Below are 22,146 nucleotides of genomic sequence, written 5' to 3' on the forward strand. Positions count from 1 at the left end.
AGTCTCTCGATAGCGACTGGAGGTACATGTATGAATCCCAAAGTGATGGCACGTCAGGCCAGATTGCTGCGCATGCTGGAGAGCAAGGAAGAGATCCGGATCGGACGCGAGCGCGACTGCCCGCTGCCGCTGGCCCAACTGGTCAAGCTGAAGGATAGCCATCCGGCTGTGGTCAAAGTCTATCGCCACGGTCTCACCGCCGAGGTGTTTCACCTCAAGGTGGAGGGGCATCACTGGTGCCTCAAGCGGCGCCGTCAGGATTCGCTGGTGGCCAACCTCGATGGCAAGACTGCCTTTCTGACCGAGCTGGAGCGGCGGCGCGAAATCGAGGCGCTGCGGGAGCTGCATCCTACTGTCCTCTCCCACGTGGTCTGCACCAGCTTTGGCTCGGCGCGCGCCGGGGTGCTGGTCTCCCCCTGGTTGCGGGGTGTGCCGGTCCATCAGCTCAACGAGCGCAATCTGGCCCAAATGCTGGAGGTGCAGGGTGAGCTGGCCCGCTGGGGCTGGTTTGACTGGGACCCGAGCCCGGGTAACCTGCTTGATGACGGCGAGCAGATCTGCGTGTTCGACTTTGGCTATATGTGGACCTTCGATCCCCGTTTTGAATACAACTCCAACGGTCTGGTCGACCCGCAGTTCCATGTACCGGAGCGGTTGGAGACCCGCACCCTCTCCGGACTCTGGCTCGATGAGGCCGATCCTCTGCCGCAATTTCGCTACTGGCGTGAACTCTGCCTGAAATGGGTAAAACGGGAGATCCATCACCTGATCCGCGAAGGGGCCAGCGCGCCCGTGCTGGCCCGCCTGCACGCCCTGCAAGGGGAGTGGAGCGCCGCGCTGGCGAGCGACGAGGCGCTGGTCGCCAACTGGTGGCGGGACATGTATCGCAGCCACCGGCTCGATGTGGCCGATGATCTGAGCGGCCAGAGTTGCGGCCCGCTCACCCTGCGTCGCCTCGACTGGTTGATGCAGGCGGTGACGGATCACTATCCGCTGCTGGTGGACAATCTCTCGCCTCAGGAGACTGAGTTGGGCCAGACTGGGCTGCTGGCCCGCTTGCAGCAGCTGCGCTGCGAAGCTGTGGCCTGTCAGTTGCCTGCCACCAGCCTTGCCTGAGCCAACACATCTGCGAAATACAAATGAACAGGGCGCCTTGTTGTTAATGCCAGTAGGTTGAGCCTGAATGGCATTGTTTTTATTGGCTTTTGTTACACTATACCTCTGTGGCCTTGGCTTCACGCTGCGGGATAACTTCGCTCCCTTCGTTCCGGCAATACAAACTGTCCCGCTTGTTTCTCTAGCTCAGCCACCCGCTTCGGGATAGTTCTCGGCCTGGCCGAGCGACTAGAACCCCTTGTCGAGCTGGGTGAACGAGTGCTTTGGCGTGCGTTCGATAGGCTTTTTCGCCAGCACCATCTCGTTGACGACGTAGCTGTCTATGACGGCCTGAACATACAGGTGACTGGTGAGTTCCATCTGGCAAAGCATGCGCACCAGCGGATTGACAGTCTCCCAATGCTGGGGGTCGGGTTTGGCCAACTCTGCTGCATTGTCCGGGGTGTCGGGCGTGTGCCACACACGCTATCGACGGCGAGCTGCGACAGCCTAGCCCAACCGAGGTGATTGGCCTGCTGGTGCCTGTCTGTGGCGGTGCCGTGAAACCGCCGCTCGATGCTCTTGTGGCCAAACTTTTGGCGAGCTTGCAGGAAGGAACTCGGGGTTACAAATGGGCGCCATAAGGAGTTATCAATGGGTCCTTAATGGATCGGCATTATCACCAAGTGACCCCTTTTGCTATCTGGCAGTGCTGGGTTGCGAGATCGCCATCTGCTCGTGGGTGACCCTGTTTGCGCTGAGCCCGTTACCCGTGTCGGTGGGGTTGCTGGGCGGGCAGTGGCGATTTGCTTCGCTGCTTGAGACGGCCGAGCCAGAGGCTCAAGCCCGCCGTCAGGATGAGGATCAGTTCAATTCCCATGACCAGACCGCCCAGCTCGCCTTGCTCCCAGAAGGGGTGCAGGTAAAGCCCACCCAGACTGGCTCCCAGATAGTAGGCCACCAGATAGAGGGAGGAGGCGAGGGCGCGGTTGTGTTCGACATGATGACCAACCCAGGCACTAGCGCAGGCGTGTGCCAGGAAAAAGCCGAAGCTGGAGATCAGCAAGCCACTCAGGATCCCGAGCAGGCTAGCTTGCAGTAGCCATAGACTGCCGAGGGCCATCAGGGCGATCCCGACCAGCAGCATGCGTTGTGCCCCCCAGCGATTGGCAAATCGGCCACTCAGAGAAGAGGCTACAGTCCCCGAGAGATAGGTGAGAAACAGCATGCCGAGCCACTGGGTGGGCAGGGAGAAAGGGGGCTTGGCCAGCAGGAAGGTGAGATAACTGAACTGGTTCAGAAACACCATAAAGTTGAGGCCGCCAATCAGATAGGCCCCTACCAGCAAGGGATTGGTCAGGTGTTGTTGCAAGGCGCGCGCAAATTGGCCGCGAACGGGGGCGCTCGCCACAAAGCTGGTCTGATGGGGCAGCAGCCAGAAGACCAGCGGCAGCAGTGACAGGCTGATCACACCAATCCCCAGAAAGGTATGCTGCCAGTCGCCAAACCAGCCTGCCAATAGGCCGCCGACCACCCGACCGGCAATGCCACCGAGGGAGTTGGCGGCAATATAGACCCCCACCGCCGAGAGCAGCGCCCGTTTGCTGAACTCTTCCCCCATATAGGCAATCGCAGTGGCTGGTAACCCGGCCAGCAGCGCGCCCTGCAGGATACGCAGCAGCAGCAGGGAGCCAAACTGCTCAACCAGCGGGATCAGCAGTGAGAGCAGGATCGCCAGGGTGAGGGTTCCCAGCATGACTTGCCGACGGCCATGGCGATCCGCCAGTCTGGCGCAGATCAGCAGGGAGGCGGCAAGGCCTGCTGTGCATCCTGCCAGGGTCCAGCTGGCCGAGAGGGAGTTGACTGAGAAGACCTCGGCGATCAGGGGTAACAGGGGATGGGTCTGGTAGAGGTTCAGAAACACCAGAAAAGAGCCCAGGCTGAGGGCCAGTGTTGCACGTATCCACTCGCGACTTCCAACTTCAATCATTGCGTATTGTCCTGACTACTTTTGGTCAGGTTAGAGTCCTTACGGTTATAAATATAATATATTTAAGTTATCCATCTCATAAGATGAATTGATACATGGATCTGAAACAGCTCACCTATCTGCTGGCGGTCAGGGATGCCGGCTCATTTACCAAGGCAGCCAACAGTTTGCATGTGGCACAACCGGCCATCAGCATGGCCATCGCCAAGCTGGAGCAGCAGCTCGAATTGCGGCTGTTTGATCGACAGGACCGGGCGGTACGGCTCACCCCGGAGGGAGAGGTGCTATGTCGCCATGCCGAGCGTCTGTTGCTGCAGATGCATCAGGCTGAGGCCGAGATGGCTGAGCTCAAGGGGCTGGAGCGGGGGGAAGTGCGGATCGGGATCCCCTACATGATGGGCTCCTACTATTTCCCCCCTCGTCTGATGGCCTTCAAGCATCGCTATCCCGGCCTCAAGATCCGGGTCGAAGAGGCCGGCACCCGTGAGCTGCTCAGCCGGATGGTGGATGGCTCCCTCGATCTGGCCATTCTCATCACCAGTGATCTCCCCCCCGCCATCGAGGGGGCACATCTGCTGAGCGAAGAGATGTTGATGGTGGTGGGGGACGATCACCCCTTGCGCGGCGAACCGGCCGTCACCCTCTCGCAGTTTTTCGCTCAGGAGCTGGCTCTGTTTCGCCGTGGTTTTTACCACCGGGAGCATATGGAGGCGCTGGCCCAGAGCCTGGGCGTTGAACCCGATATCGCCTTCGAGAGCAATCTTATCCCTCTGCTCAAGGCGGTGGTGCGGCAAGGTTTTGCGGTGACCACCTTCTTGCGGATGGTGCTGGAAGAGGAGCCGGATCTGAGTGGCGTACCCTTCGACCCGCCCATCTACCTCGACCTCTGTGTGGCGTGGCGGCGTGGCGATCCGCTCTCCATGGCCAACCGTGCCTTGCGCGATTTCCTACTCAAGGATCGCCCGGCCTGATGGCGGCGGGCCATTGCTGAAAGTTTGTTACTATTAACGGTGGGTTCGCTTGAGGGCTACACCATGAAATTGCAGCAATTGCGCTATATCGTCGAGGTGGCCAACCACAGGCTGAATCTGTCGGCCACCGCCGAGAGCCTCTTTACCTCCCAGCCCGGGATCAGCAAACAGGTGCGGATGCTGGAGGATGAGCTGGGGATCCAGATCTTCGAGCGCAGCGGTAAACACCTGACCCAGATCACCCCCATAGGTCGGGACGTGATCAAAGTGGCCGCCGAGGTGTTGGACAAGGTCGCCACCATCAAGGTAATGGCCAGGCAGCATGTGCATCCGGAGCAGGGAACCCTCACCATTGCTGCTACTCATCTGCAAGCTCGCTATATTCTGCCCGCCATCCTCAAGGGTTTTATGGCCCGCTTTCCCAAAGTTGCCGTAACTGTGATGCAGGGGAGTGCGACGCAGTGCCGCGCAGCCGTGCATGATGGCGCTGCCGATCTGCTGCTGGCGGATGAACCGGAGGAGGGGAGCGATCTGCTTGTGCTCCCCTCTTTTCAGTGGCAACGGGGCTTGGTGCTACCCAAGGATCATCCGTTGGCCAAAGCAATATCGCTGACTCCGGCTGAGCTGGTGGAGTTTGCATTGGTGACCGATGGAAGGGCTCTCTCCACAGCTCATGGCACTGATTGCGCTCATGCCGAGAGCCGGATCGCCTGCTGTGCGAGCGACAGTGATGTGCTCAAGACCTATGTCAGACAAGGGATGGGCATCGGGGTGATGGCAACTTTTGCCTGGGATCCCCAGCGCGATGGCGATCTGGTGCTCAAAACGGTGCCCTGGCTACCAGGATGTGTGGCCGCTATCGGGTTGCGCAGAGGGGCATTTTTATGCGGCTATCTCTACGATCTGATTGAACGTCTCGCGCCGCAATTGACCCGCGAGCGGGTCGAACAATACTGTGCAGCCCGCACTGGCAAAGAGCTTGAAGCTCTGCTGGCCAATTTGACCGTACCACTTAGATAGCTTGGGTTGATGTGTGGTCATCCCAAGAAAAACGCCTCCCAATGGGAGGCGTTTGACTATCTGGCATTCGTCAATGCTGGCTCACTTCTTCAGCATATGATCCAGCTTGTTGGCCTTGGTCGACAGATAGAACTCGTTGTGGGGATTGCGTCCTTCCTGCAACGGAACCCGTTCGGCCACCGGAATACCGAAGGATTCCATGGCTTTCATCTTGCGCGGGTTGTTGGTCATCAGTTTGAGAGACTTGACTTCAAGCTGCTTGAGCATGTCGGCGCAGATGGTGTAATCGCGCATGTCGGCGGCGAAACCAAGGGCCACGTTGGCCTCCACGGTATCGGCCCCCTGATCCTGCAGGTGATAGGCGCGGATCTTGTTGAGCAAGCCGATACCACGGCCCTCTTGACGCACATACAGCAACACGCCACGACCGGCTTTGGCGATATTCTCCATAGCCGCCTGCAACTGGAAACCGCAGTCACAACGCAGGCTGAACAGGGCGTCGCCGGTCAGGCACTCTGAGTGGATCCGGCCCAGCACGGGCTCTTCACCGGTAATGTCGCCCATCACCAGTGCGGCGTGATCTTTGCCTGTGCCGGTTTCCTGAAAACCTACCAGCGTGAAGGTGCCCCAAGGGGTTGGCAATTTGGATTGGGCCACGAGGGTAACGCTGCTCATAGGTTGCTCCTTACTACTAACGGCTCAAAAAAGGGGGCCAGTTTAGCGCGCCTTGTCAGGAACGACCATAAGAACAAGTCCCTGCATTGCTTAATGAAATCTCCAAATGAGATACAAGCACAGCTGTCCGTCGGAGTTTTGGCCCTTTGTGCGGATTGATGACTGCCAGGCTCACCACATTCGGGTATAATCGGCGCCCATTAACCCACCCCTTCGGGATGGGAGCAACACAGTGCAGGAGAGAAGTTATGCCTCAGATGGCCCCCGTAATGACAATTGATGGCCCCAGTGGTGCAGGTAAAGGCACCTTGTGTCAGCTGCTTGCTGAGAAGCTGGGTTGGCACTTGCTGGACTCGGGCGCCATCTATCGGGTGTTGTCCCTGGCCGCCCTGCATCACGATGTAGAGCTGGACAGTGAAGCCTCACTGGTGCCGCTGGCTGCCAATCTGGATGTGCAATTTCAGGTTGAGGGCGATCTGGTCAAGGTGATCCTGGAAGGGGAAGATGTCTCCCGCACCATCCGCACCGAAGAAGTGGGTAATGCTGCCAGTAAAATCGCCGCCTTCCCTCGGGTGCGCGAAGCATTGTTGCGCCGTCAGCGGGCATTTCGTCAGGCCCCGGGTCTGATTGCCGATGGTCGTGACATGGGGACCGTGGTTTTCCCTGAGGCCGAGGTGAAGATTTTCCTCGACGCCAGTGCCGAAGAACGGGCCCAGCGTCGCTATAAGCAGTTGCAAGATAAGGGCTTTGATGTTAACTTTGATCGTCTTTTAACCGAGATTCGGGAACGTGACGATCGCGACAGAAATCGCGCTACTGCACCCCTGAAACCGGCAGAAGATGCTCTGGTGGTAGACTCTACCGCCATGACCATAGATGAAGTGCTGGCAACAGTACTCGCCTATGCAGAGCAACAACTTGGTGATGCCAGCGCAAGCTGACATCCGGTCGTCTGCACCAAGGATGGCGCAGATTATTTAAAACAGCCCCGCTTGTGCCGGATTGCAAGTGGATGTTTCATTTGTGACATAAACAATGATCGAATCTTTTGCTCAACTCTTTGAAGAGTCCCTGAACGCCGTTGAAACCCGTCAAGGTTCCATCGTCAAGGGTACTGTCGTTGCTATCGAGAACGGTTTCGTACTGGTTGACGCCGGTCTGAAATCCGAGTCCGCTATCCCGGCTGAAGAATTCAAGAACGCCATGGGCGAGCTGGAAATCAACGTCGGCGACACCGTTGACGTGGCTCTGGACTCTATCGAAGATGGTTTCGGCGAAACCAAGCTGTCCCGCGAAAAAGCCAAGCGCCACGAAGCCTGGCTGCAGCTTGAGAAGGCTTACGAAGAGCAAGCTACCGTTATCGGTATCATCAACGGCAAGGTCAAGGGTGGTTTCACCGTTGAACTGAACGGCATCCGTGCCTTCCTGCCGGGTTCTCTGGTTGACGTGCGTCCGATCCGTGACACCGCTCACCTGGAAAACAAAGAACTCGAGTTCAAAGTCATCAAGCTGGACCAGAAGCGCAACAACGTTGTTGTTTCCCGTCGTGCCGTGATCGAGACCGAGAACACCTCCGAGCGCGAAAGCCTGCTGGCTAACCTGCAAGAAGGTCAAGAAGTTAAGGGTATCGTCAAGAACCTGACCGACTACGGTGCATTCGTAGATCTGGGCGGTGTTGACGGCCTGCTGCACATCACCGACATGGCGTGGAAGCGCGTTAAGCATCCTTCCGAAATCGTCAACGTTGGCGACGAGATCGCTGTCAAGGTTCTGAAGTTCGACCGCGAGCGTACCCGTGTATCCCTGGGTCTGAAGCAGCTGGGCGAAGATCCCTGGGTTGCTATCGCCAAGCGTTACCCGGAGACCACCCGTCTGTCTGGCCGCGTGACCAACCTGACCGACTACGGCTGCTTCGTTGAAATCGAAGAAGGCGTTGAAGGCCTGGTACACGTATCCGAGATGGATTGGACCAACAAGAACATCCACCCGTCCAAAGTTGTTAACGTTGGCGACGTGGTTGACGTGATGGTTCTGGACATCGACGAAGAGCGTCGTCGTATCTCCCTGGGTCTGAAGCAGTGCAAATCCAACCCGTGGCAGCTGTTTGCCGAGACTCACGCCAAAGGCGACCGTGTTTCCGGCAAGATTAAGTCCATCACTGACTTCGGTATCTTCATCGGTCTGGATGGCGGTATCGACGGCCTGGTTCACCTGTCTGACATCTCCTGGAACAACCAGGGCGAAGAAGCCGTGCGTGAATTCAAGAAAGGCGACGAGATCGAAGCCGTTGTTCTGCAAGTGGATCCGGAGCGTGAGCGCATCTCCCTGGGTGTCAAGCAGATCGAAGAAGACCCGTTCAACAAGTACCTGGCTGACAACAAGAAAGGTGCTATCGTGAAGGGTAAGGTTACCGAGGTTGATGCCAAAGGTGCCGTTATCGAACTGGCTGATGGCGTAGAAGGCTACCTGCGTGCCTCCGACGCTGCTCGTGACCGTGTAGAAGACGCCACTCTGGTGCTGTCTGTTGGTGACGAAGTTGAAGCTAAATTCATGGGCGTTGATCGTAAGAACCGCACCGTAAGCCTGTCTGTCCGTGCTAAGGACGAGGCTGATGAGCGTGTTGCTATCGATAACCTGAACCAGCAAGAAGAAGTTGTGTTCAGCAATGCTATGATGGAAGCGTTCAAAGCCGCCAAGGGTGAGTAATCCTTGATGCAAGAAAAGGGCGGCATTGCGCCGCCCTTTTTTATCCTGGCAAAATGAATATTGCATGTGATCGGGGAAGGAGATTTAACGTTATGACCAAATCAGATCTCATCGAACAACTGGCAGCCAGCCGCATGCATATGCCGGCCAAGGATGTCGAAGCCGCCATCAAGGAGATCCTTGAGCAGATGGCGTCGACCTTGCAAAACGGCGACCGGATTGAAATCCGCGGATTTGGCAGTTTTTCACTGCACTATCGTGCGCCCCGTGTGGGCCGCAACCCCAAGACTGGGGACAAGGTTGAACTGACCGGGAAATATGTCCCGCACTTCAAACCTGGCAAAGAGTTGCGCGAGCGCGTCAACATCATTGAATAATGCAGAAATGGGCATACCTCGGGTATGCCTTTTTTCTTTTTGGCACCGATTCCTGTGCCAATCGTCTTGTTTCTTAAACTCTTTTCCCATTCACTCTAGAGTCTGCCTGCGATTTTAAGGATAATCAGCCTCTCATTAGATACTGACAGGGAGCTCTTATGAAGCGTATTTTGGCCCTCATTCCGCTGGTGCTGGTGTTTGTTCTGACCCTGGCGCTGGGCTCACAAAATGGCCAGCTGGTTCAGTTCAATTACCTGATCGCTCAGGGTGAGTTTTCGCTTGCCATGCTGTTGGGCTTCTTCTTCGCTGGCGGTTTTTTGCTGGGCTGGCTGGTATTCGGCCTGCTGTTCCTGCGCCTGAAAATGCAAAACCGCACCCTCAACCGCACCATGCGTCGTCAATCCCGCGAGTTGGAGCTGGCCCGGTCACCGGGTAAGGAATAATGTTCTTCAATGCTTGAACTGCTTTTCCTGCTGTTGCCCATCGCCGCCGGTTATGGCTGGTACATGGGCCGCAGGAGTGTTCGCCAGGACACCCAGAAACAGAGTAACCAGTTTTCCCGCCAGTATGTGGCGGGCCTCAACTATTTGCTGTCCGATGAATCCGACAAGGCGGTGGATCTCTTTATCCAGCTGCTTGAGGTGGACAGTGAAACCATCGAAACACACCTCTCCCTCGGCAACCTGTTTCGCCAGCGTGGGGAAGTCGATCGTGCCATCAAGATCCACCAGAACCTGGTGACCCGCCAACTGACCCGGGAGCAGCGACAGCTTGCCCTGCAGGAGCTGGCGCGCGACTTTTTGGCTGCTGGTCTGCTGGACCGTGCTGAAGCGCTCTGGAATGAGCTGTGTGATGACAGCGACTATGAAGAGACGGCGCTGGCACAGCTGTTGATCATCCATCAGCAGTTGCGGGACTGGGATAAGGCCATCGATGTGGCAGTGCGTCTGCAAAAATTCCAGGGCAAGAAGCTGGCCGACCCCATCTCCCATTTCTATTGCGAGCAAGCCGAGATCGCGCTGCGTGAGGGCAATAAAGGGGAGGGGCTGGCCAAGCTCAAACGGGCGCTCAGTATCAATCCGGCATGTGCCCGGGCCAGTTTGCGCCTCGCTGAGCTTGCCATGGCAGAGGGGGAGTATGAGCAGGCCAGCAAGGAGCTGCTGCGGGTGTTCGAGCAGGATATCGACTTTGCCTCCGAGGCAATGCCCAAATTGCTCGAGTGCTATCAGCAGTTGGGGCGCACGCCTGCGTTGATCCCACTGCTTGAGAAGGCAGTGGAAGATCACGCCGGTGTCAGCGTGACCCTGGCCCTTGCCAAGCTGGTTGAAGAGCGTGATGGCCTGAGTCAGGCCCGTTCGCTGGTGTTGCGTCAGCTGCGTCGTCATCCGTCGATGAAAGGTTTTTACCAGCTGGTGGGTTTTCAGCTGGCCAGTGCGGAAGAGGGGCCTGCCAAGGAGAGCCTCGAACTGCTGCAACAGCTGGTCGGCGAGCAGATCAAAATCAAGTCAACCCACAAGTGTCGGCAGTGCGGCTTTGCCACTCACTCGCTGTTCTGGCAGTGCCCGTCTTGTCGCCAGTGGGGTTCCATCAAGCCGATCCGTGGTCTGGACGGTGAATAACAAGCAATAGGATGTGAGATGCAAGATCCCAAAGTACTGGTAGCGCTGGATTATCAGCACGAGGCAGATGCCTTAGCGTTCGTTGAACGTATCTCTCCGGCCCAGTGCCGTCTCAAGGTAGGCAAGGAGATGTTTACCCTGTTTGGCCCGCAGTTTGTACGTCAGCTGGTGGCCAAGGGATTCGATGTCTTTCTGGATCTGAAGTTTCACGATATTCCCAATACCGTTGCCAAAGCGGTGGCAGCCAGTGCCGAGCTCGGTGTCTGGATGGTCAACGTGCATGCCAGTGGTGGTGAGCGGATGATGCGTGCCGCCAAAGAGGCGCTACTGCCTTATGGCGACAAGGCCCCCCTGCTTATCGGCGTGACCGTGCTGACCAGCATGGAGCAGTCCGACATGATCCCCCTCGGGTTGGATGTGAGCCCTGCCGAGCAGGTGATCCGGCTGGCTACCTTGACCAAGGCATCCGGCTTGGATGGGGTTGTCTGCTCTGCCAACGAGGCCCATGAGTTGAAAGCCTTGCTGGGTGATGAGTTCAAGCTGGTGACCCCGGGTATTCGCCCGACCGGTTCAGCGGCCGGGGATCAGCGCCGGGTGATGACACCGAAAGCGGCGGTCGAGGCGGGGTCCGATTATCTGGTTATCGGTCGCCCCATTACGCAGGCTGCCGATCCGGCCGCCATGCTGGCCAGCATCAATGCCGAGCTGGCTGGTGCGTAACAGGCTCACTCAGTGATACACGGTGCAGGCCGAGCAACAGGCCTGCACCGGCCCCGATAAGATGAGAGCCGATGTGTACTCTGGCATTGATCAGGGTTGCGATCGGGCTCTCTCCTGCATTGTAAAAGTCCATCACCAGCTTGAGCCCCATCCCTGCCAACAGTAGCCAGCCCGATGTGCGGCGTCCGTGGCGAATATCCTGCATTGCCCCCCAGACAAACAGGCCATGCAGCGAGCCGGATAGCCCCATGTACCATTGGGTCTGCGGGCACCACCACCAGATCCCCAAGCCCACTGCCAACCAGAGCAGCAACATCAGCAGCGGCAGGCGAGCCCCACCCAGATAGTCGCGAAACAGGTTATAGAGGATGGCGAGGCCGCCCAGATTGAGCAGCAGGTGCCACAGATTGGTATGAGCCAGATTGCCTGTTATGATCCGCCACCCTTCGCCCCCGGCGATCAAGGGCCGATCGAAGGAGAGCTGAAGATTGGGAACGGTAAAGAAGAGTAGCAAGCTGGTGAGAGATAGCGTGATAACCCAGAGCAATCCAGATTTGTCTGACAACATGAAACAGTCCAACGACAAGAACAGTCGATACTGTACACGTTGCACCCGAGCCCTCAAAGCCTGCCTGTGCGATTATATTGTGCCGGTTGACAATCACACGCCCCTCTACATCTTGCAGCACCCCAACGAGGTGGCACATCCCAAGGGGACTGCGGCGCTGCTGGCGGCCTCTTTGCAACAGTGCGAGATCCATGTGGGGGAGGACTTTTCCCGCGATGAGTGGCTCAATGGGTTGCTTGCAGATCCTTCCCGTCGCTGCTATCTACTCTGGCCGGATGAGGATGCCATTTCGCTGACCGATCTTCGCCAGCAGTGGGAGAGTGAATCCTCTAGCTCCGCATCCGTCGCCTTTATCTTGCTTGACGGCACCTGGCGCAAAGCCTATCGCATGTTGCAGAGCAACCCGGCACTGGCCCGCTTGCCCCGCATCGGCATTGGTGCCATTGCCGGTCAATATGCCATTCGAAAGAAACCCTTTCCCGATGCCCTCTCTACCATAGAGGCGGGCTATCACCTCTTGTCCCGGTGGGAGGGGAGGCCGGAGCGCTATACGCCCTTGCTGACCCTGTTCAATCGGTTGAATACCCAGTGGCAGGACTTTGCCGAAGGCCGCCGCGCGTGACAATCCAAGGAGTTATCAAGATGAAAAAAGCAGTCGTGGTTTTCAGCGGCGGTCAGGACAGCACTACTTGTCTGGTGCAGGCATTGGCCCGGTATGATGAAGTGCACGCCATTACCTTCGACTATGGCCAGCGCCATCGGGCAGAGATCGACACCGCGCGCCGTCTGGGCAGTGCACTGGGGATTGCCGCCCACAAGGTGATGGATGTAACGCTGCTCAATGAGCTGGCGGTCTCTGCCCTGACCCGTGACGACATTCCTGTCAGCTGCGAGCTGCAGGATAACGGGCTGCCCAACACCTTCGTGCCGGGCCGCAATATCCTGTTCCTGACCCTGGCTTCCATCTATGCCTATCAGGTAGGCGCCGAAGCGGTGATCACCGGTGTCTGCGAGACCGACTTCTCCGGCTATCCCGATTGCCGTGACGAGTTCGTCAAGGCCCTCAATCAGGCGGTGTCGCTGGGGCTGGATCGCGGCATCCGTTTTGAAACTCCCTTGATGTGGCTCGACAAGGCCGAAACCTGGGCACTGGCGGATCACTATGGTCACCTCGACACGGTGCGCCACCAGACCCTGACCTGCTACAACGGCATTGCCGGTGACGGCTGCGGCACCTGTCCTGCGTGTGAACTGCGCCGTCGCGGCCTGAACAACTATCTGGCCGACAAGGCGGGCATCATGGCCAGACTGTTTGAGAAAACCGGCCTGGGCGAGAAAAGCGCAGAGTGAGCCTGCGTCTTGCCGTGGCTTGGGGTATAATCCGCGACTTTTGCAACAAGCCGTGATCGAGATGCACTACCCAATCAACGAGATTTTCCAGACCATCCAGGGGGAGGGCATCTTTACCGGCCTGCCCGCCATCTTTGTTCGCCTGCAGGGTTGCCCGGTGGGCTGCCCCTGGTGCGATACCCGTCATACCTGGGTTGTTGATCCGGCTCGTGAAGTGGGTAAGGCGGCGGTGCTGGATCGCTCCAACGAATCCGATTGCTGGAGCCAACTCAGCACCGCGCAGATTATCAAGAGCTTTACCGATCTGGGTTATCAGGCGCGCCATGTGGTGATCACCGGTGGCGAGCCCTGCCTCTACGATCTGCACGAACTCTCGTCAGCTCTGCTGGCGGCGGGTTATCAGGTGCAGATTGAAACCAGTGGCACCAGCGAGATCAAGACCCATGAGCAGACCTGGGTGACCGTCTCCCCCAAAATTGGCATGAAAGGGGGGCTGCCTGTGCTGGTCTCGGCGCTGGAGCGGGCCAACGAGATCAAGCATCCGGTGGCCACCGAGCACCATATTGAAGAGTTGGATACGCTGCTCGCTACTGCTACCCTGCGCCCGGACGTGGTCATTGCCTTGCAGCCGATCAGCCAGAAACCACGGGCCACCCAATTGGCGATGGATACCTGTATCGCGCGTAACTGGCGACTCTCAATCCAGACTCATAAATATCTGGATATTGATTAATATGGATTGGCTATCCGACGAACAGGTACTGCTGACTCTGACTAACAAGATGCCTTACGGTAAATATCAGGGGCGGCGTATCATCGATATTCCCGAGCCCTATCTGGTGTGGATGGCGCGCAGCGGTTTTCCGGCGGGTAAATTGGGCCAGACGCTGGCGTTGGCTTACGAAATCAAACTCAATGGACTCGAGTCCATGATTATTCCCATTATTAACAGGATGTCGGTATGAGAATATATACGAGGCAGGGCGACAAGGGCATGACCCGGCTGGCCGATGGTATCCCATTGCCCAAGGATCATTTGCGGGTCGAGACCTACGGTTATATCGATGAGCTCAACTCCCATATTGGCTTGCTGATTTGTGACGTGCCATCGCAAGAGGTCGGCTTATTGGCTGATTTACAGCTGTTGCAACAGGAGTTGTTTGATCTGGGGGGCGAGTTGGCATTCTCCAGCGACGCCCAGAATGAATCAATTTGGCAAGTTAATGCTGCCTGGACCACTCGCCTTGAACAGCAGATAGATCGTTATAGCGAGCCATTGCCACCGCTGCGCCAATTTATATTGCCGGGTGGTTCCCGTGCCGCGGCGCAAGCGCATGTGGTACGTACTCTGGTGCGTCATTGCGAGCGCTTGCTGCTGACCTTGAGCCGGGAAGAGCGGGTCAATCCCGAGGTGCTGCCCTATCTGAACCGGATGAGTGACTGGTTCTTTACCGTTGCCCGCTATCTTATCTGCGTGGCAGGGGATCGTGAAGTGCTGTGGGTCAAGGCAGCAGATCGTCCGCAATCGGCTATCTGATATTTCACGTTTAAGCGGCAATAAAAAACCTCGCCTTGGCGAGGTTTTTTATTAGCAACGCAAGCGCTGTCAGATAGCAAAATCTTCCAGTGATTTGCCTGCTGCCACTGCGCTGGCAATGACTGAAGGCATACGGCCCTGGCCGGTCCAGGTTTTCTCTACGCCATTATCCTGATAGCGATATTTGGCAGGACGTGGCGCCCGCTTGGCTTTTTCTGATTTGCCGGGGTTGGTAGCGACAGCGCTTACCAATTCTGCCGGGTCAATACCGGCGGCTTTCAGCATTTCGCTATATTCGTTAATTTTCCGCAGATGCTCTTCACGGGCCTGACGCTCGGCAGCTTCATCCTGCTGACGTTCAGCAACGATAGTAGAGAGTTTTTCCAGTGCCTCTTCCAGTTGTTCCAGAGAAAGCTCGCGGCAGGTCGCACGCAGACTGCGGATATTAAGCAGTACCTTTAAAAATTCATTCATAGGAGTTACCACGTCGAGTCAGAGAAAAATATTATGTTCCAGCTGATTCTTGCTTGGTGATTTAAATAAGTCAAGTCGGGTTAAATATAATATCCGTGGGGAACATCAATATAGATATTTAATATGGCCAGCAATAGGCTTGGTGATTGGATGCCAATGAAGCCGTAGTAGGTGAAAATAGCGCCAAAGCTGGCGTTGTTGCATCATTTGACTACCATTTTTCGACCTTGATATGTTTATCGTGACTATTTAATCAAAAAACTTGCTATAAGCTGCCATCTCGATAAAATGTGCGGCGAATACCTTTAAGTAGAGGCGCGCTGCCTATGAGTATTTGTGCGGAGGGTGATGCCTGTGATGCACAAGGAAAGGAGTCAGCGCCGAAGTGGCCAGGCCATCATACCGGGCTGCTGGTTCTGCATCTAATAGGTGCAGGACTGCCATAGTCATCCACTATGGAGCGCTACCTGAAGGGGCTGAGGAGTATGACCTCCCCATAGGTTTTGTTTCTTTAGATCCTCTCGGTAGATCTCCACCTGTAATCTTTAGGTGCAAAGAGATCATGGACATTAGTCATTTCGCCGACTCCGGTTGGTCCGTTCTTCCCCCCCTGTTGGCTGTCGCGCTGGCGATCATGACCCGCCGCGTGCTGCTGTCCCTTGGTGTGGGCATCGTCACCGGCAGTTTGCTGCTCAATCAGTTTTCACCCCTCGAATCCCTGCATTACATGTTGAATACCGTGCTCAAGATCTTCTGGGTCGATGGCGCGCTCAATCGTGACAATGTCAACATGATCCTGTTTATGCTGCTGCTGGGTGGCCTCATCAGCCTGATGAGCGTCTCCGGGGCGACCCGTGCCTTTGCCGAGTGGGCCGAGCGTCGTGCCAAGACCCGCAAGGGCGCCAAAGCCCTGACTGGCATGATGGTGTTTGCCTTCTTTATTGATGACTTCTTCCACAGCCTGTCGGTGGGTGCCATCTGCCGTCCGGTCACCGACCGCTTCCAGATCTCCCGTGCCAAATTGGCCTATCTGCTGGACTCCACCGCGGCGCCGGTCTGCGTGCTGATGCCCATCTCCTCCTGGGGGGCTTATATCATCGCCCTGGTTGGCGGCATCATGGCGGCCCACGGTCTGACCGAGCAGAGCCCCATCGCGGCGTTTGTAGAGATGATCCCGATGAACCTCTACGCCGTCTTCACCCTGATCATGGTGCTGGTGGTGATCGCCTGTCAGCTGGATATCGGCCCGATGCGTCAACACGAAGCGTGGGCGCTGGAAGGCAAGCTGTGGGATGAGTCCAAGGGCCGCCCCATCGGTCTGGATATGGAGAGCCCGGAGGAGAGCAACGGCGGCATGATCGACATGGTACTGCCGATCCTGACTCTGACCGCCGCCACCATCTATTTCATGATTGATTCCGGTGCTGCGGTGCTGAGCGAGAAAGGGCTGCCATTCAGCGCGCTCGGCTCGTTCGAAAATACCAACGTCGGCTCTTCGCTGGTCTACGGTGCCCTGTGCAGTCTGGTGGTCTCCATCGGTCTGGCGATGCGCCTGAAGCTGGGAGCCAAGAACTGGATCAAGGCCGCGCCGCAAGGCGTCATGGCCATGCTGCCAGCCATCAACATCCTGCTGTTTGCCTGGACCATAGGTGCCGTGGTGCGCGACGTGGAGACCGGCAAGTACTTGGCTTCGCTGGCTAACGGCAACCTGCCGATCGAAGTGCTGCCTGCCGTGGTCTTTATCCTCTCCTGTGCCATGGCGTTTGCTACCGGTACCAGCTGGGGTACCTTCGGCATCATGCTGCCGCTGGCCGGTGACATGGCCGCCGCCAGCGACATCAGCCTGATGCTGCCGATGCTGGCTGCGGTACTGGCTGGCTCGGTGTTCGGGGATCACAGCTCACCCATCTCCAGCACCAGCATCCTCTCTGCCACCGGTGCCGGTTGCCATCACATCGATCACGTGATGACCCAGCTGCCCTATGCACTGGCCATCGCCTTCGGCGCGGCCATCGGTTACCTGGCGATGGGCTTGATGCACTCCAGCCTGGCCGGTTTCAGTGTCAGTGCCCTCTGGTTCGTGCTCTTTACCGGCTATCACCTGAAAAAGGCCAAAGCGCGGCCAGTGCTGGCCACCGCGTAACATTTATAGAGCAAGGGGCCCGCGGGCCCCTTGGTTTTGTCAGGGGCTTTGGTTAGCATGCGCCCCATAAATTCAGTTTCGGAACAGTATCATGGCTTCACTGCACTACAAATTTGCCACCATGAATTCAGGCAAATCCACCCAGCTCATTCAGGCGCACTTCAACTATCTGGAGCGGGGCATGCATCCTCTGGCGATGACGCCAGCCATCGATGACCGTTTCGGGGTCGGGGTGATCAGTGCCCGGGTTGGCCTTGAACTGAAGGTGGACGTGTTCAGCGACAGCTGCGATCTGTTTGAAATGGTGAAAGCGCGCCATGCGAAGAAACATATCGATGTTTTCATCGTGGACGAGGCCCAGTTCCTGACCCGTGAGCAGGTCTACCAGCTGGCCCGCATCGTCGATGAGCAGGATATTCCGGTGATGGCCTATGGCCTCAAGACCGATTTTCGCGGTGAGCTGTTCCCCGGTTCCTACCATCTGCTCTGTCTGGCCGACAAGTTTGAAGAGCTGAAGAGCATCTGCTGGTGTGGCAACAAGGCTCACATGAACTCCCGGGTCAACGAAGCGGGGCAGGTGATGCGTGATGGCGAACAGGTGGAGATCGGCGGCAACGATCGCTATGTATCGCTTTGTCGCAAACACTATCTCGAAGGTCGGGCCTACAAGTAAGTCGGCTGCGATATTTGAATCGTCGAGCAGGGCGCCAATCTGGCGCCCTTTTTATTTTCCTGCTTGCTTCTCTGCGGTTCAGTCGATCTCGATATCCACCGGCGCAATGATGGGGTCGGCCACCGGCAGGCGTTGAAATAGCTGGCGGAAATGGTGCTGTACCCGGCCGATATCCACCAGCGACATGCCGGAGGCAAAGCCGAACCAGACATAGAGGCCGGTGAGATCGCGAAACATCGGTGGCAAATAGTGGGGAGCGGCGATCAGCCCCTCCAGATAGTGCTGATAGAGCACCGGAATGTCATCCAGTGTCACCTTGCCGACAAAAAGCATTGGCAGGATCTCGGGCACCCCTTCCAGCACGGCGCTGCGGATGAAGTTGACCGTCTCCACATAGCCACGCACGTAGGAGAGATCCTTGGTAAAGCAGGCACCGCCGCCCACCATGCCGCCACGAAAGACCCGCTGGGTGATCTTGTAGGCGTCGTGCTCGCTGGTGCCCTGCTGCACGAAATGCTGAAACACCTCGATAAAATCGGCGCCGCGCTCGGCCATGTCGATGGCCATCACCCGATCGGAGATGCGCTTGGCCCGATCCGGAAAGGAGCTGAAGGTGAGGGTCTCTATCAGGACGGCCAGCCCCTCCTGACAGGCGGTGATCCGCGGTGAACCGGCGCTCAGCCAGGTGGCATAGGGCTGCTGGCGACCGTTGAGGGTGGTGCCGACATGGACCCACCCCTCGTGTACCTCCAGCACCTGCAAGTCCAGCTCGGAGAAACGGGCGTGGGAGTTGAGCTTGATGTAGTCGCCACCGGCAGCGGCATCGGAGACAATCCCATCGCTCAGCTTCACCTGCACAGTGCCATCACTGAAGTAGCTCGACAGCTTGCCCTGCAGTTTGGCGACCGCGGCCTCTCCTTCGAACTCCTTGGGGTAGGGGCGCACCAGATGGCGGGCGCCGGGCAGGGAGAAGATATCGCACAGGCGGGCGCCCAGCTCCTTGAGGGTCTTGCGATCCCCGCGCAGGTGATCGCTGGCAGAGCCATAAAGCAGCTGGCTGTAACGCTGAAAATCGGGTTGGCCGCGCTGGCGCAGCATCTCGATCACCACCATGTACTGATCGACCGTCTCTTGCAGGATCCGGCCAAGATCGTCCTGTGGCCCCAGTTTTCTGCGGATCCGGTCCCGCAGCTCCTTGAGCTCCAGATACTTGTTGCGCGGATCGAAGCCGAGGGGGAGGGCATCATAGAAGTGCCTGTCGATAGCGGGCAGCTCCCTGCCACCGCTTGCCAGAAAGCGATCCTGCAGATGGCGTGGCCATTTGATGGCATCCAGAATGCGGATGGGTTTTTGCAGGGTGAGCAGCTCATCCGAGAGTGATTTCAGATGAAGGCGATACTTTTCTTGGATAGTCATGGGGCCCCCTGTGGGGCAAGCGTCATCGTGGATTTGGCTGAGTATATGCATAGCGCTTGCCAAAAAGAAGCGAGCCGCAGGGTTATCGGGTTGGCGTGCTTTTTGTTGATAGCAAATTGGTTTAGACTGCGCCCCTTGATCCCAATCTTGTCGTGGAAATGATGAATATCCCCAGCTCCGAAATGATAATGCGTTGGTTGCAACAGGCTCGTATCGAGCACTATGTCTGCGACCAGTGTCACGGTATCCACATTGTCTCTTTGCAGTCGGTCGATGGTATTCAGGAGAGCCGGATCTTCGTGGAAGAGGAAGGCCTGCTGTTCTCCTCCGAGCTGGAAGTGCGCCCCTCCGCAATGCTGCCGCTGGTTGCCGAACTGGGCCGACTCAATATGCAGTACCCCTCCCTCAAGGTGTTCCTCGATATCATCGATGACAACCTGCCGCGGCTGGTGGTCGGCCACACCGTCTTTACCAAGGCCGGACTCAGCGTCGAGCAGTTCCTGCTGTTCGTGCAAAGCACCATCGCCGCCACCCACGAATTGGTTGCCGAATGCGAACGTTCCGGCTTCCTCAACCTGCCGGAAATTCAGGTTGCACCGGAATCTGTGCATTAAGTGTTCGAACGGTTCGCCAGGTGAAAAAAGCCGTTGACGCGGGCGGGGCTTTCCCCTAAATTACGCCCCGTTCAAGCGCAACAGCGTAGCGAACACAGTGTTGGCTGAACACGTTAAACCACAGACCAAAATTTGGTGAGGTGTCCGAGTGGCTGAAGGAGCACGCCTGGAAAGTGTGTATACGGCAACGTATCGAGGGTTCGAATCCCTCCCTCACCGCCACATTGCAAGCCCTGATGGAAACATCAGGGCTTTTTACTATATACAGCTATCATACCGACGATGGCCGCTTCGAAGCGGCGAGCAACTGAGCTGCAAATAATCCAGTTCTAACCCGGAAAAGGAACAAAAAGAACCTGTCGCAACGCTCGCTCTCGAAATAACCTGTCATGCCACTTGGATTATAAATACTCTTCTCCCATCTCAGATCCACGCCTTCACGAGCCAATCAAATACCACCCGATGCCAAACTCGTCATTCTCTTCAAATCAACACTATGGGAACGCGTCTCGTCCTATCATTGAATGGCCTCGGCGCAACAGGCTTGTGAGCGGTCATGGCTCACAGGTTGATAGCAAGGCTGCGTAGCAGGTGCTGCCACGTCCACGGGTACGACGTATCCGAGTTGTATCAACTCCCTCTACACCGATCAGGCCATTTGGGATGCGCAGGGTTTTCTGCCTCATCTTGAGAAGCAGTGAAGGGGGACTAGATACCTTGTTAGAGTTGATGAATGCGCTGAGGATTAGCAAGGATGCTCTCAATGTGAAGGGAACGGGGACGTCATCAATGATGGTGCAAACGTGTGGGTTGTTTAGCGAAAGTTGCATCTGGTAGTTGGTCTGGTGGGGCATGCGCCTAAACAAGCGAAATGTAGTGGTCTAATCATCCCGGACACCATTTTAGGTGGTACAGTCGCCACCATGACCTGAGGTGTTCAATGACAAGATTACGTCGCTCATTTACTGCCGAATTCAAACTCGAAGCCGCATCCCTGGTGCTCGACCAGGGATATTCTGTCCCTGAAGCCAGCCGTTCACTGGATGTCGGTGAAACCGTGCTCCGTCGCTGGGTTCAGCAACTGCAATCCGAACGAACTGGCACAACCCCGATTAGTAAAGCACTGACCCCGGAACAGCAGAAAATCCAGGAGCTGGAAGCCCGTATCAACCGGCTCGAACGTGAAAAGGACATTCTAAAAAAGGCTACGGCTCTCTTGATGACGGACGAGTTCACACGTACGCGCTGATAGACCGATTAAGGGAGCAAGCCCCCATCACCTTGGTCTGCTGCGCTTTCGATGTTCCCACATCCTGCTTTTACGACTATCTGGCTTGCAGGCGGACGATTAACCGTGAGCGTATGCAGCAGCGCTCTGAGTTGCGCCGGTTGTTCAAAGAAAGCCGGAACTCAGCGGGCAGCCGCGCCTTGATGTCGATGATGCGAGAGTTGGGGTATCAGATTGGCCGATTCAAAGTACGTAACCTGATGAAGGAAGCCGGGCTGGTATCCAAACAGCCGGGCGCTCATCGTTATCAGGTCGCCCAGTCTGAGCGACCGGATATCCCCAATCTGCTGGCCCGCGAATTTGATGTCCAGCAACCCAATCAGGTGTGATGTGGCGATATCACCTACGTCTGGGCAGGTGGACGCTGGCATTACCTGGCAGCGGTGCTTGACCTGCACACCCGGCGGGTCGTGGGCTGGGCGATGTCTGATAAACCTGATGCAGAATTGGCAATCAAAGCACTGGAGATGGCCTATCAGCAGCGTGGTTGCCCATCTGGTGTGCTGTTTCACTCTGACCAGGGCAGCCAATATGGCAGTAGGGCATTTCGGCAACGACTGTGGCGCTATCGCATGACCCAGAGCATGAGTCGGCGTGGCAACTGCTGGGATGATGCCCCGATGGAGCGATTGTTCAGAAGTCTTAAAACGGAGTGGGTTCCGGCTATGGGATACATGAGCGTGCGGGAGGCAAAGCGGGATATCAGTTATTACCTGATGGATTACTACAACTGGCGGCGTCCACATCACCACAATGACGGGATACCGCCAGCAAAAGCAGAGGATTGGCCTAATCAAGTGTCCGGATTTAGTTGACCACTACAGACATGGCGTTGTCAGCCTAATAGCTTGTTCTGGTCTCAACGCGATTCAATGGTGCATAACTTGTAGATTAGGGGGGGGGGCTTGTA

At 56.9% G+C, this 22,146-nt stretch carries 22 protein-coding genes, 1 tRNA gene, 2 pseudogenes and 1 riboswitch; of the genes and pseudogenes, 19 read left to right on the top strand and 6 right to left on the bottom strand.

Translation table 11 applies throughout. The features are described 5' to 3' along the window. The first annotated feature begins 30 nt into the window (after positions 1–30). The gene (locus I6L46_RS04695) at positions 31–1,116 is read left to right on the top strand and encodes a hypothetical protein (RefSeq protein WP_216977504.1); all 1,086 of its coding nucleotides are present in this window, start codon (positions 31–33) and stop codon (positions 1,114–1,116) included. A gap of 60 nt (positions 1,117–1,176) precedes the next feature. Here I6L46_RS04695 and I6L46_RS04700 read toward each other — a convergent pair. Together I6L46_RS04700 and I6L46_RS04705 are read right to left on the bottom strand one after the other, a co-directional pair. Beyond that, positions 1,177–1,733, bottom strand: a pseudogene (locus tag I6L46_RS04700) (hypothetical protein); the annotation flags it as partial. 128 nt (positions 1,734–1,861) lie between these two features. Next, a complete protein-coding gene (locus I6L46_RS04705) occupies positions 1,862–3,085 on the bottom strand; it encodes an MFS transporter (protein ID WP_216977505.1) in 1,224 nt (407 codons plus the stop codon). 95 nt (positions 3,086–3,180) lie between these two features. Here I6L46_RS04705 and I6L46_RS04710 point away from each other — a divergent pair, with 95 nt between their 5' ends. Beyond that, positions 3,181–4,056 carry a LysR family transcriptional regulator gene (locus tag I6L46_RS04710; RefSeq protein WP_042053074.1) on the top strand — a complete coding sequence of 292 codons (876 nt, stop codon included), beginning with the start codon at positions 3,181–3,183 and terminating at the stop codon, positions 4,054–4,056. A gap of 63 nt (positions 4,057–4,119) precedes the next feature. After that, positions 4,120–5,076 carry a LysR substrate-binding domain-containing protein gene (locus I6L46_RS04715; protein ID WP_216977506.1) on the top strand — a complete coding sequence of 319 codons (957 nt, stop codon included), beginning with the start codon at positions 4,120–4,122 and terminating at the stop codon, positions 5,074–5,076. An 81-nt stretch (positions 5,077–5,157) separates the two neighbouring features. Here I6L46_RS04715 and ribA read toward each other — a convergent pair whose 3' ends face one another. Beyond that, complete coding sequence (gene ribA, locus I6L46_RS04720; protein WP_103251772.1) at positions 5,158–5,751, bottom strand: GTP cyclohydrolase II; 594 nt, start codon at positions 5,749–5,751, stop codon at positions 5,158–5,160. Positions 5,752–5,999: 248 nt separating this feature from the next. On the opposite strand from ribA, the gene cmk reads away from it, so the two are divergent. From cmk to pyrF, 6 genes are all read left to right on the top strand, one after another. Then, positions 6,000–6,692, top strand: a complete 693-nt coding sequence (gene cmk, locus I6L46_RS04725) for a (d)CMP kinase (RefSeq protein WP_179901971.1) — start codon at positions 6,000–6,002, stop codon at positions 6,690–6,692. A 94-nt stretch (positions 6,693–6,786) separates the two neighbouring features. After that, the gene (gene rpsA, locus I6L46_RS04730; RefSeq protein ID WP_005337148.1) at positions 6,787–8,457 is read left to right on the top strand and encodes a 30S ribosomal protein S1; all 1,671 of its coding nucleotides are present in this window, start codon (positions 6,787–6,789) and stop codon (positions 8,455–8,457) included. Between the two features lie 92 nt (positions 8,458–8,549). Further along, a complete protein-coding gene (gene ihfB / locus I6L46_RS04735; protein ID WP_005299934.1) occupies positions 8,550–8,834 on the top strand; it encodes an integration host factor subunit beta in 285 nt (94 codons plus the stop codon). Positions 8,835–8,992: 158 nt separating this feature from the next. Continuing rightward, complete coding sequence (locus tag I6L46_RS04740; RefSeq protein WP_005337143.1) at positions 8,993–9,277, top strand: LapA family protein; 285 nt, start codon at positions 8,993–8,995, stop codon at positions 9,275–9,277. 9 nt (positions 9,278–9,286) lie between these two features. Further along, positions 9,287–10,453: a lipopolysaccharide assembly protein LapB gene (lapB, locus tag I6L46_RS04745; RefSeq protein ID WP_005346478.1), complete on the top strand. Its 1,167-nt coding sequence runs from the start codon at positions 9,287–9,289 to the stop codon at positions 10,451–10,453. Between the two features lie 18 nt (positions 10,454–10,471). Next, the gene (gene pyrF, locus I6L46_RS04750) at positions 10,472–11,173 is read left to right on the top strand and encodes an orotidine-5'-phosphate decarboxylase (protein ID WP_005351164.1); all 702 of its coding nucleotides are present in this window, start codon (positions 10,472–10,474) and stop codon (positions 11,171–11,173) included. On the opposite strand, the gene rrtA is transcribed toward pyrF, so the two are convergent. Continuing rightward, positions 11,148–11,741 (bottom strand): rhombosortase, encoded by a 594-nt coding sequence (rrtA, locus tag I6L46_RS04755; protein ID WP_216977507.1) that lies wholly within the window; start codon positions 11,739–11,741, stop codon positions 11,148–11,150. The genes pyrF and rrtA overlap by 26 nt on opposite strands. Between rrtA and I6L46_RS04760 the strand changes: the two genes are divergently transcribed. The 5 genes from I6L46_RS04760 (at position 11,740) to I6L46_RS04780 (ending at position 14,628) form a co-directional block, all read left to right on the top strand. Further along, positions 11,740–12,363, top strand: coding sequence for a tRNA-uridine aminocarboxypropyltransferase (locus I6L46_RS04760; RefSeq protein ID WP_216977508.1), 624 nt, complete (start codon positions 11,740–11,742; stop codon positions 12,361–12,363). The genes rrtA and I6L46_RS04760 overlap by 2 nt on opposite strands. A 20-nt stretch (positions 12,364–12,383) precedes the next feature. Next, a complete protein-coding gene (queC, locus tag I6L46_RS04765; protein WP_216977509.1) occupies positions 12,384–13,091 on the top strand; it encodes a 7-cyano-7-deazaguanine synthase QueC in 708 nt (235 codons plus the stop codon). Between the two features lie 61 nt (positions 13,092–13,152). Further along, entirely contained in the window at positions 13,153–13,824 is a 672-nt protein-coding gene (queE, locus tag I6L46_RS04770; protein WP_019444695.1) for a 7-carboxy-7-deazaguanine synthase QueE, read from the top strand. 1 nt (position 13,825) lies between these two features. Further along, a complete protein-coding gene (locus I6L46_RS04775; protein WP_005337126.1) occupies positions 13,826–14,056 on the top strand; it encodes a DUF3820 family protein in 231 nt (76 codons plus the stop codon). Next, complete coding sequence (locus I6L46_RS04780) at positions 14,053–14,628, top strand: cob(I)yrinic acid a,c-diamide adenosyltransferase (RefSeq protein WP_100646101.1); 576 nt, start codon at positions 14,053–14,055, stop codon at positions 14,626–14,628. The genes I6L46_RS04775 and I6L46_RS04780 overlap by 4 nt, the downstream gene beginning before the upstream one ends. 69 nt (positions 14,629–14,697) lie before the next feature. On the opposite strand, the gene I6L46_RS04785 is transcribed toward I6L46_RS04780, so the two are convergent. After that, complete coding sequence (locus I6L46_RS04785) at positions 14,698–15,102, bottom strand: H-NS family nucleoid-associated regulatory protein (protein ID WP_075115902.1); 405 nt, start codon at positions 15,100–15,102, stop codon at positions 14,698–14,700. Positions 15,103–15,404: 302 nt separating this feature from the next. Beyond that, positions 15,405–15,576: riboswitch (Lysine riboswitch) on the top strand. Between the two features lie 88 nt (positions 15,577–15,664). Between I6L46_RS04785 and I6L46_RS04790 the strand changes: the two genes are divergently transcribed. Both I6L46_RS04790 and I6L46_RS04795 read left to right on the top strand, forming a co-directional pair. Next, entirely contained in the window at positions 15,665–17,245 is a 1,581-nt protein-coding gene (locus tag I6L46_RS04790; protein WP_216977510.1) for a Na+/H+ antiporter NhaC family protein, read from the top strand. A gap of 91 nt (positions 17,246–17,336) precedes the next feature. Beyond that, the gene (locus tag I6L46_RS04795; protein WP_005351181.1) at positions 17,337–17,918 is read left to right on the top strand and encodes a thymidine kinase; all 582 of its coding nucleotides are present in this window, start codon (positions 17,337–17,339) and stop codon (positions 17,916–17,918) included. Positions 17,919–17,996: 78 nt separating this feature from the next. On the opposite strand, the gene I6L46_RS04800 is transcribed toward I6L46_RS04795, so the two are convergent. Beyond that, a complete protein-coding gene (locus I6L46_RS04800; RefSeq protein ID WP_216977511.1) occupies positions 17,997–19,334 on the bottom strand; it encodes a flavohemoglobin expression-modulating QEGLA motif protein in 1,338 nt (445 codons plus the stop codon). 158 nt (positions 19,335–19,492) lie between these two features. Here I6L46_RS04800 and I6L46_RS04805 point away from each other — a divergent pair, with 158 nt between their 5' ends. The 3 genes and pseudogenes from I6L46_RS04805 (at position 19,493) to I6L46_RS04815 (ending at position 22,051) form a co-directional block, all read left to right on the top strand. Further along, on the top strand, positions 19,493–19,948 hold the full coding sequence (locus tag I6L46_RS04805; RefSeq protein WP_005337119.1) for a YbjN domain-containing protein: 456 nt from the start codon (positions 19,493–19,495) through the stop codon (positions 19,946–19,948). Positions 19,949–20,082: 134 nt separating this feature from the next. Further along, a tRNA-Ser gene (locus tag I6L46_RS04810) sits at positions 20,083–20,170 on the top strand. A gap of 718 nt (positions 20,171–20,888) precedes the next feature. Further along, positions 20,889–22,051, top strand: a pseudogene (locus I6L46_RS04815) (IS3 family transposase). Positions 22,052–22,146 lie beyond the last annotated feature (95 nt).

It is taken from the genome of Aeromonas sp. FDAARGOS 1416, from assembly GCF_019048085.1.
Taxonomy (GTDB): Bacteria; Pseudomonadota; Gammaproteobacteria; order Enterobacterales; family Aeromonadaceae; genus Aeromonas; species Aeromonas veronii.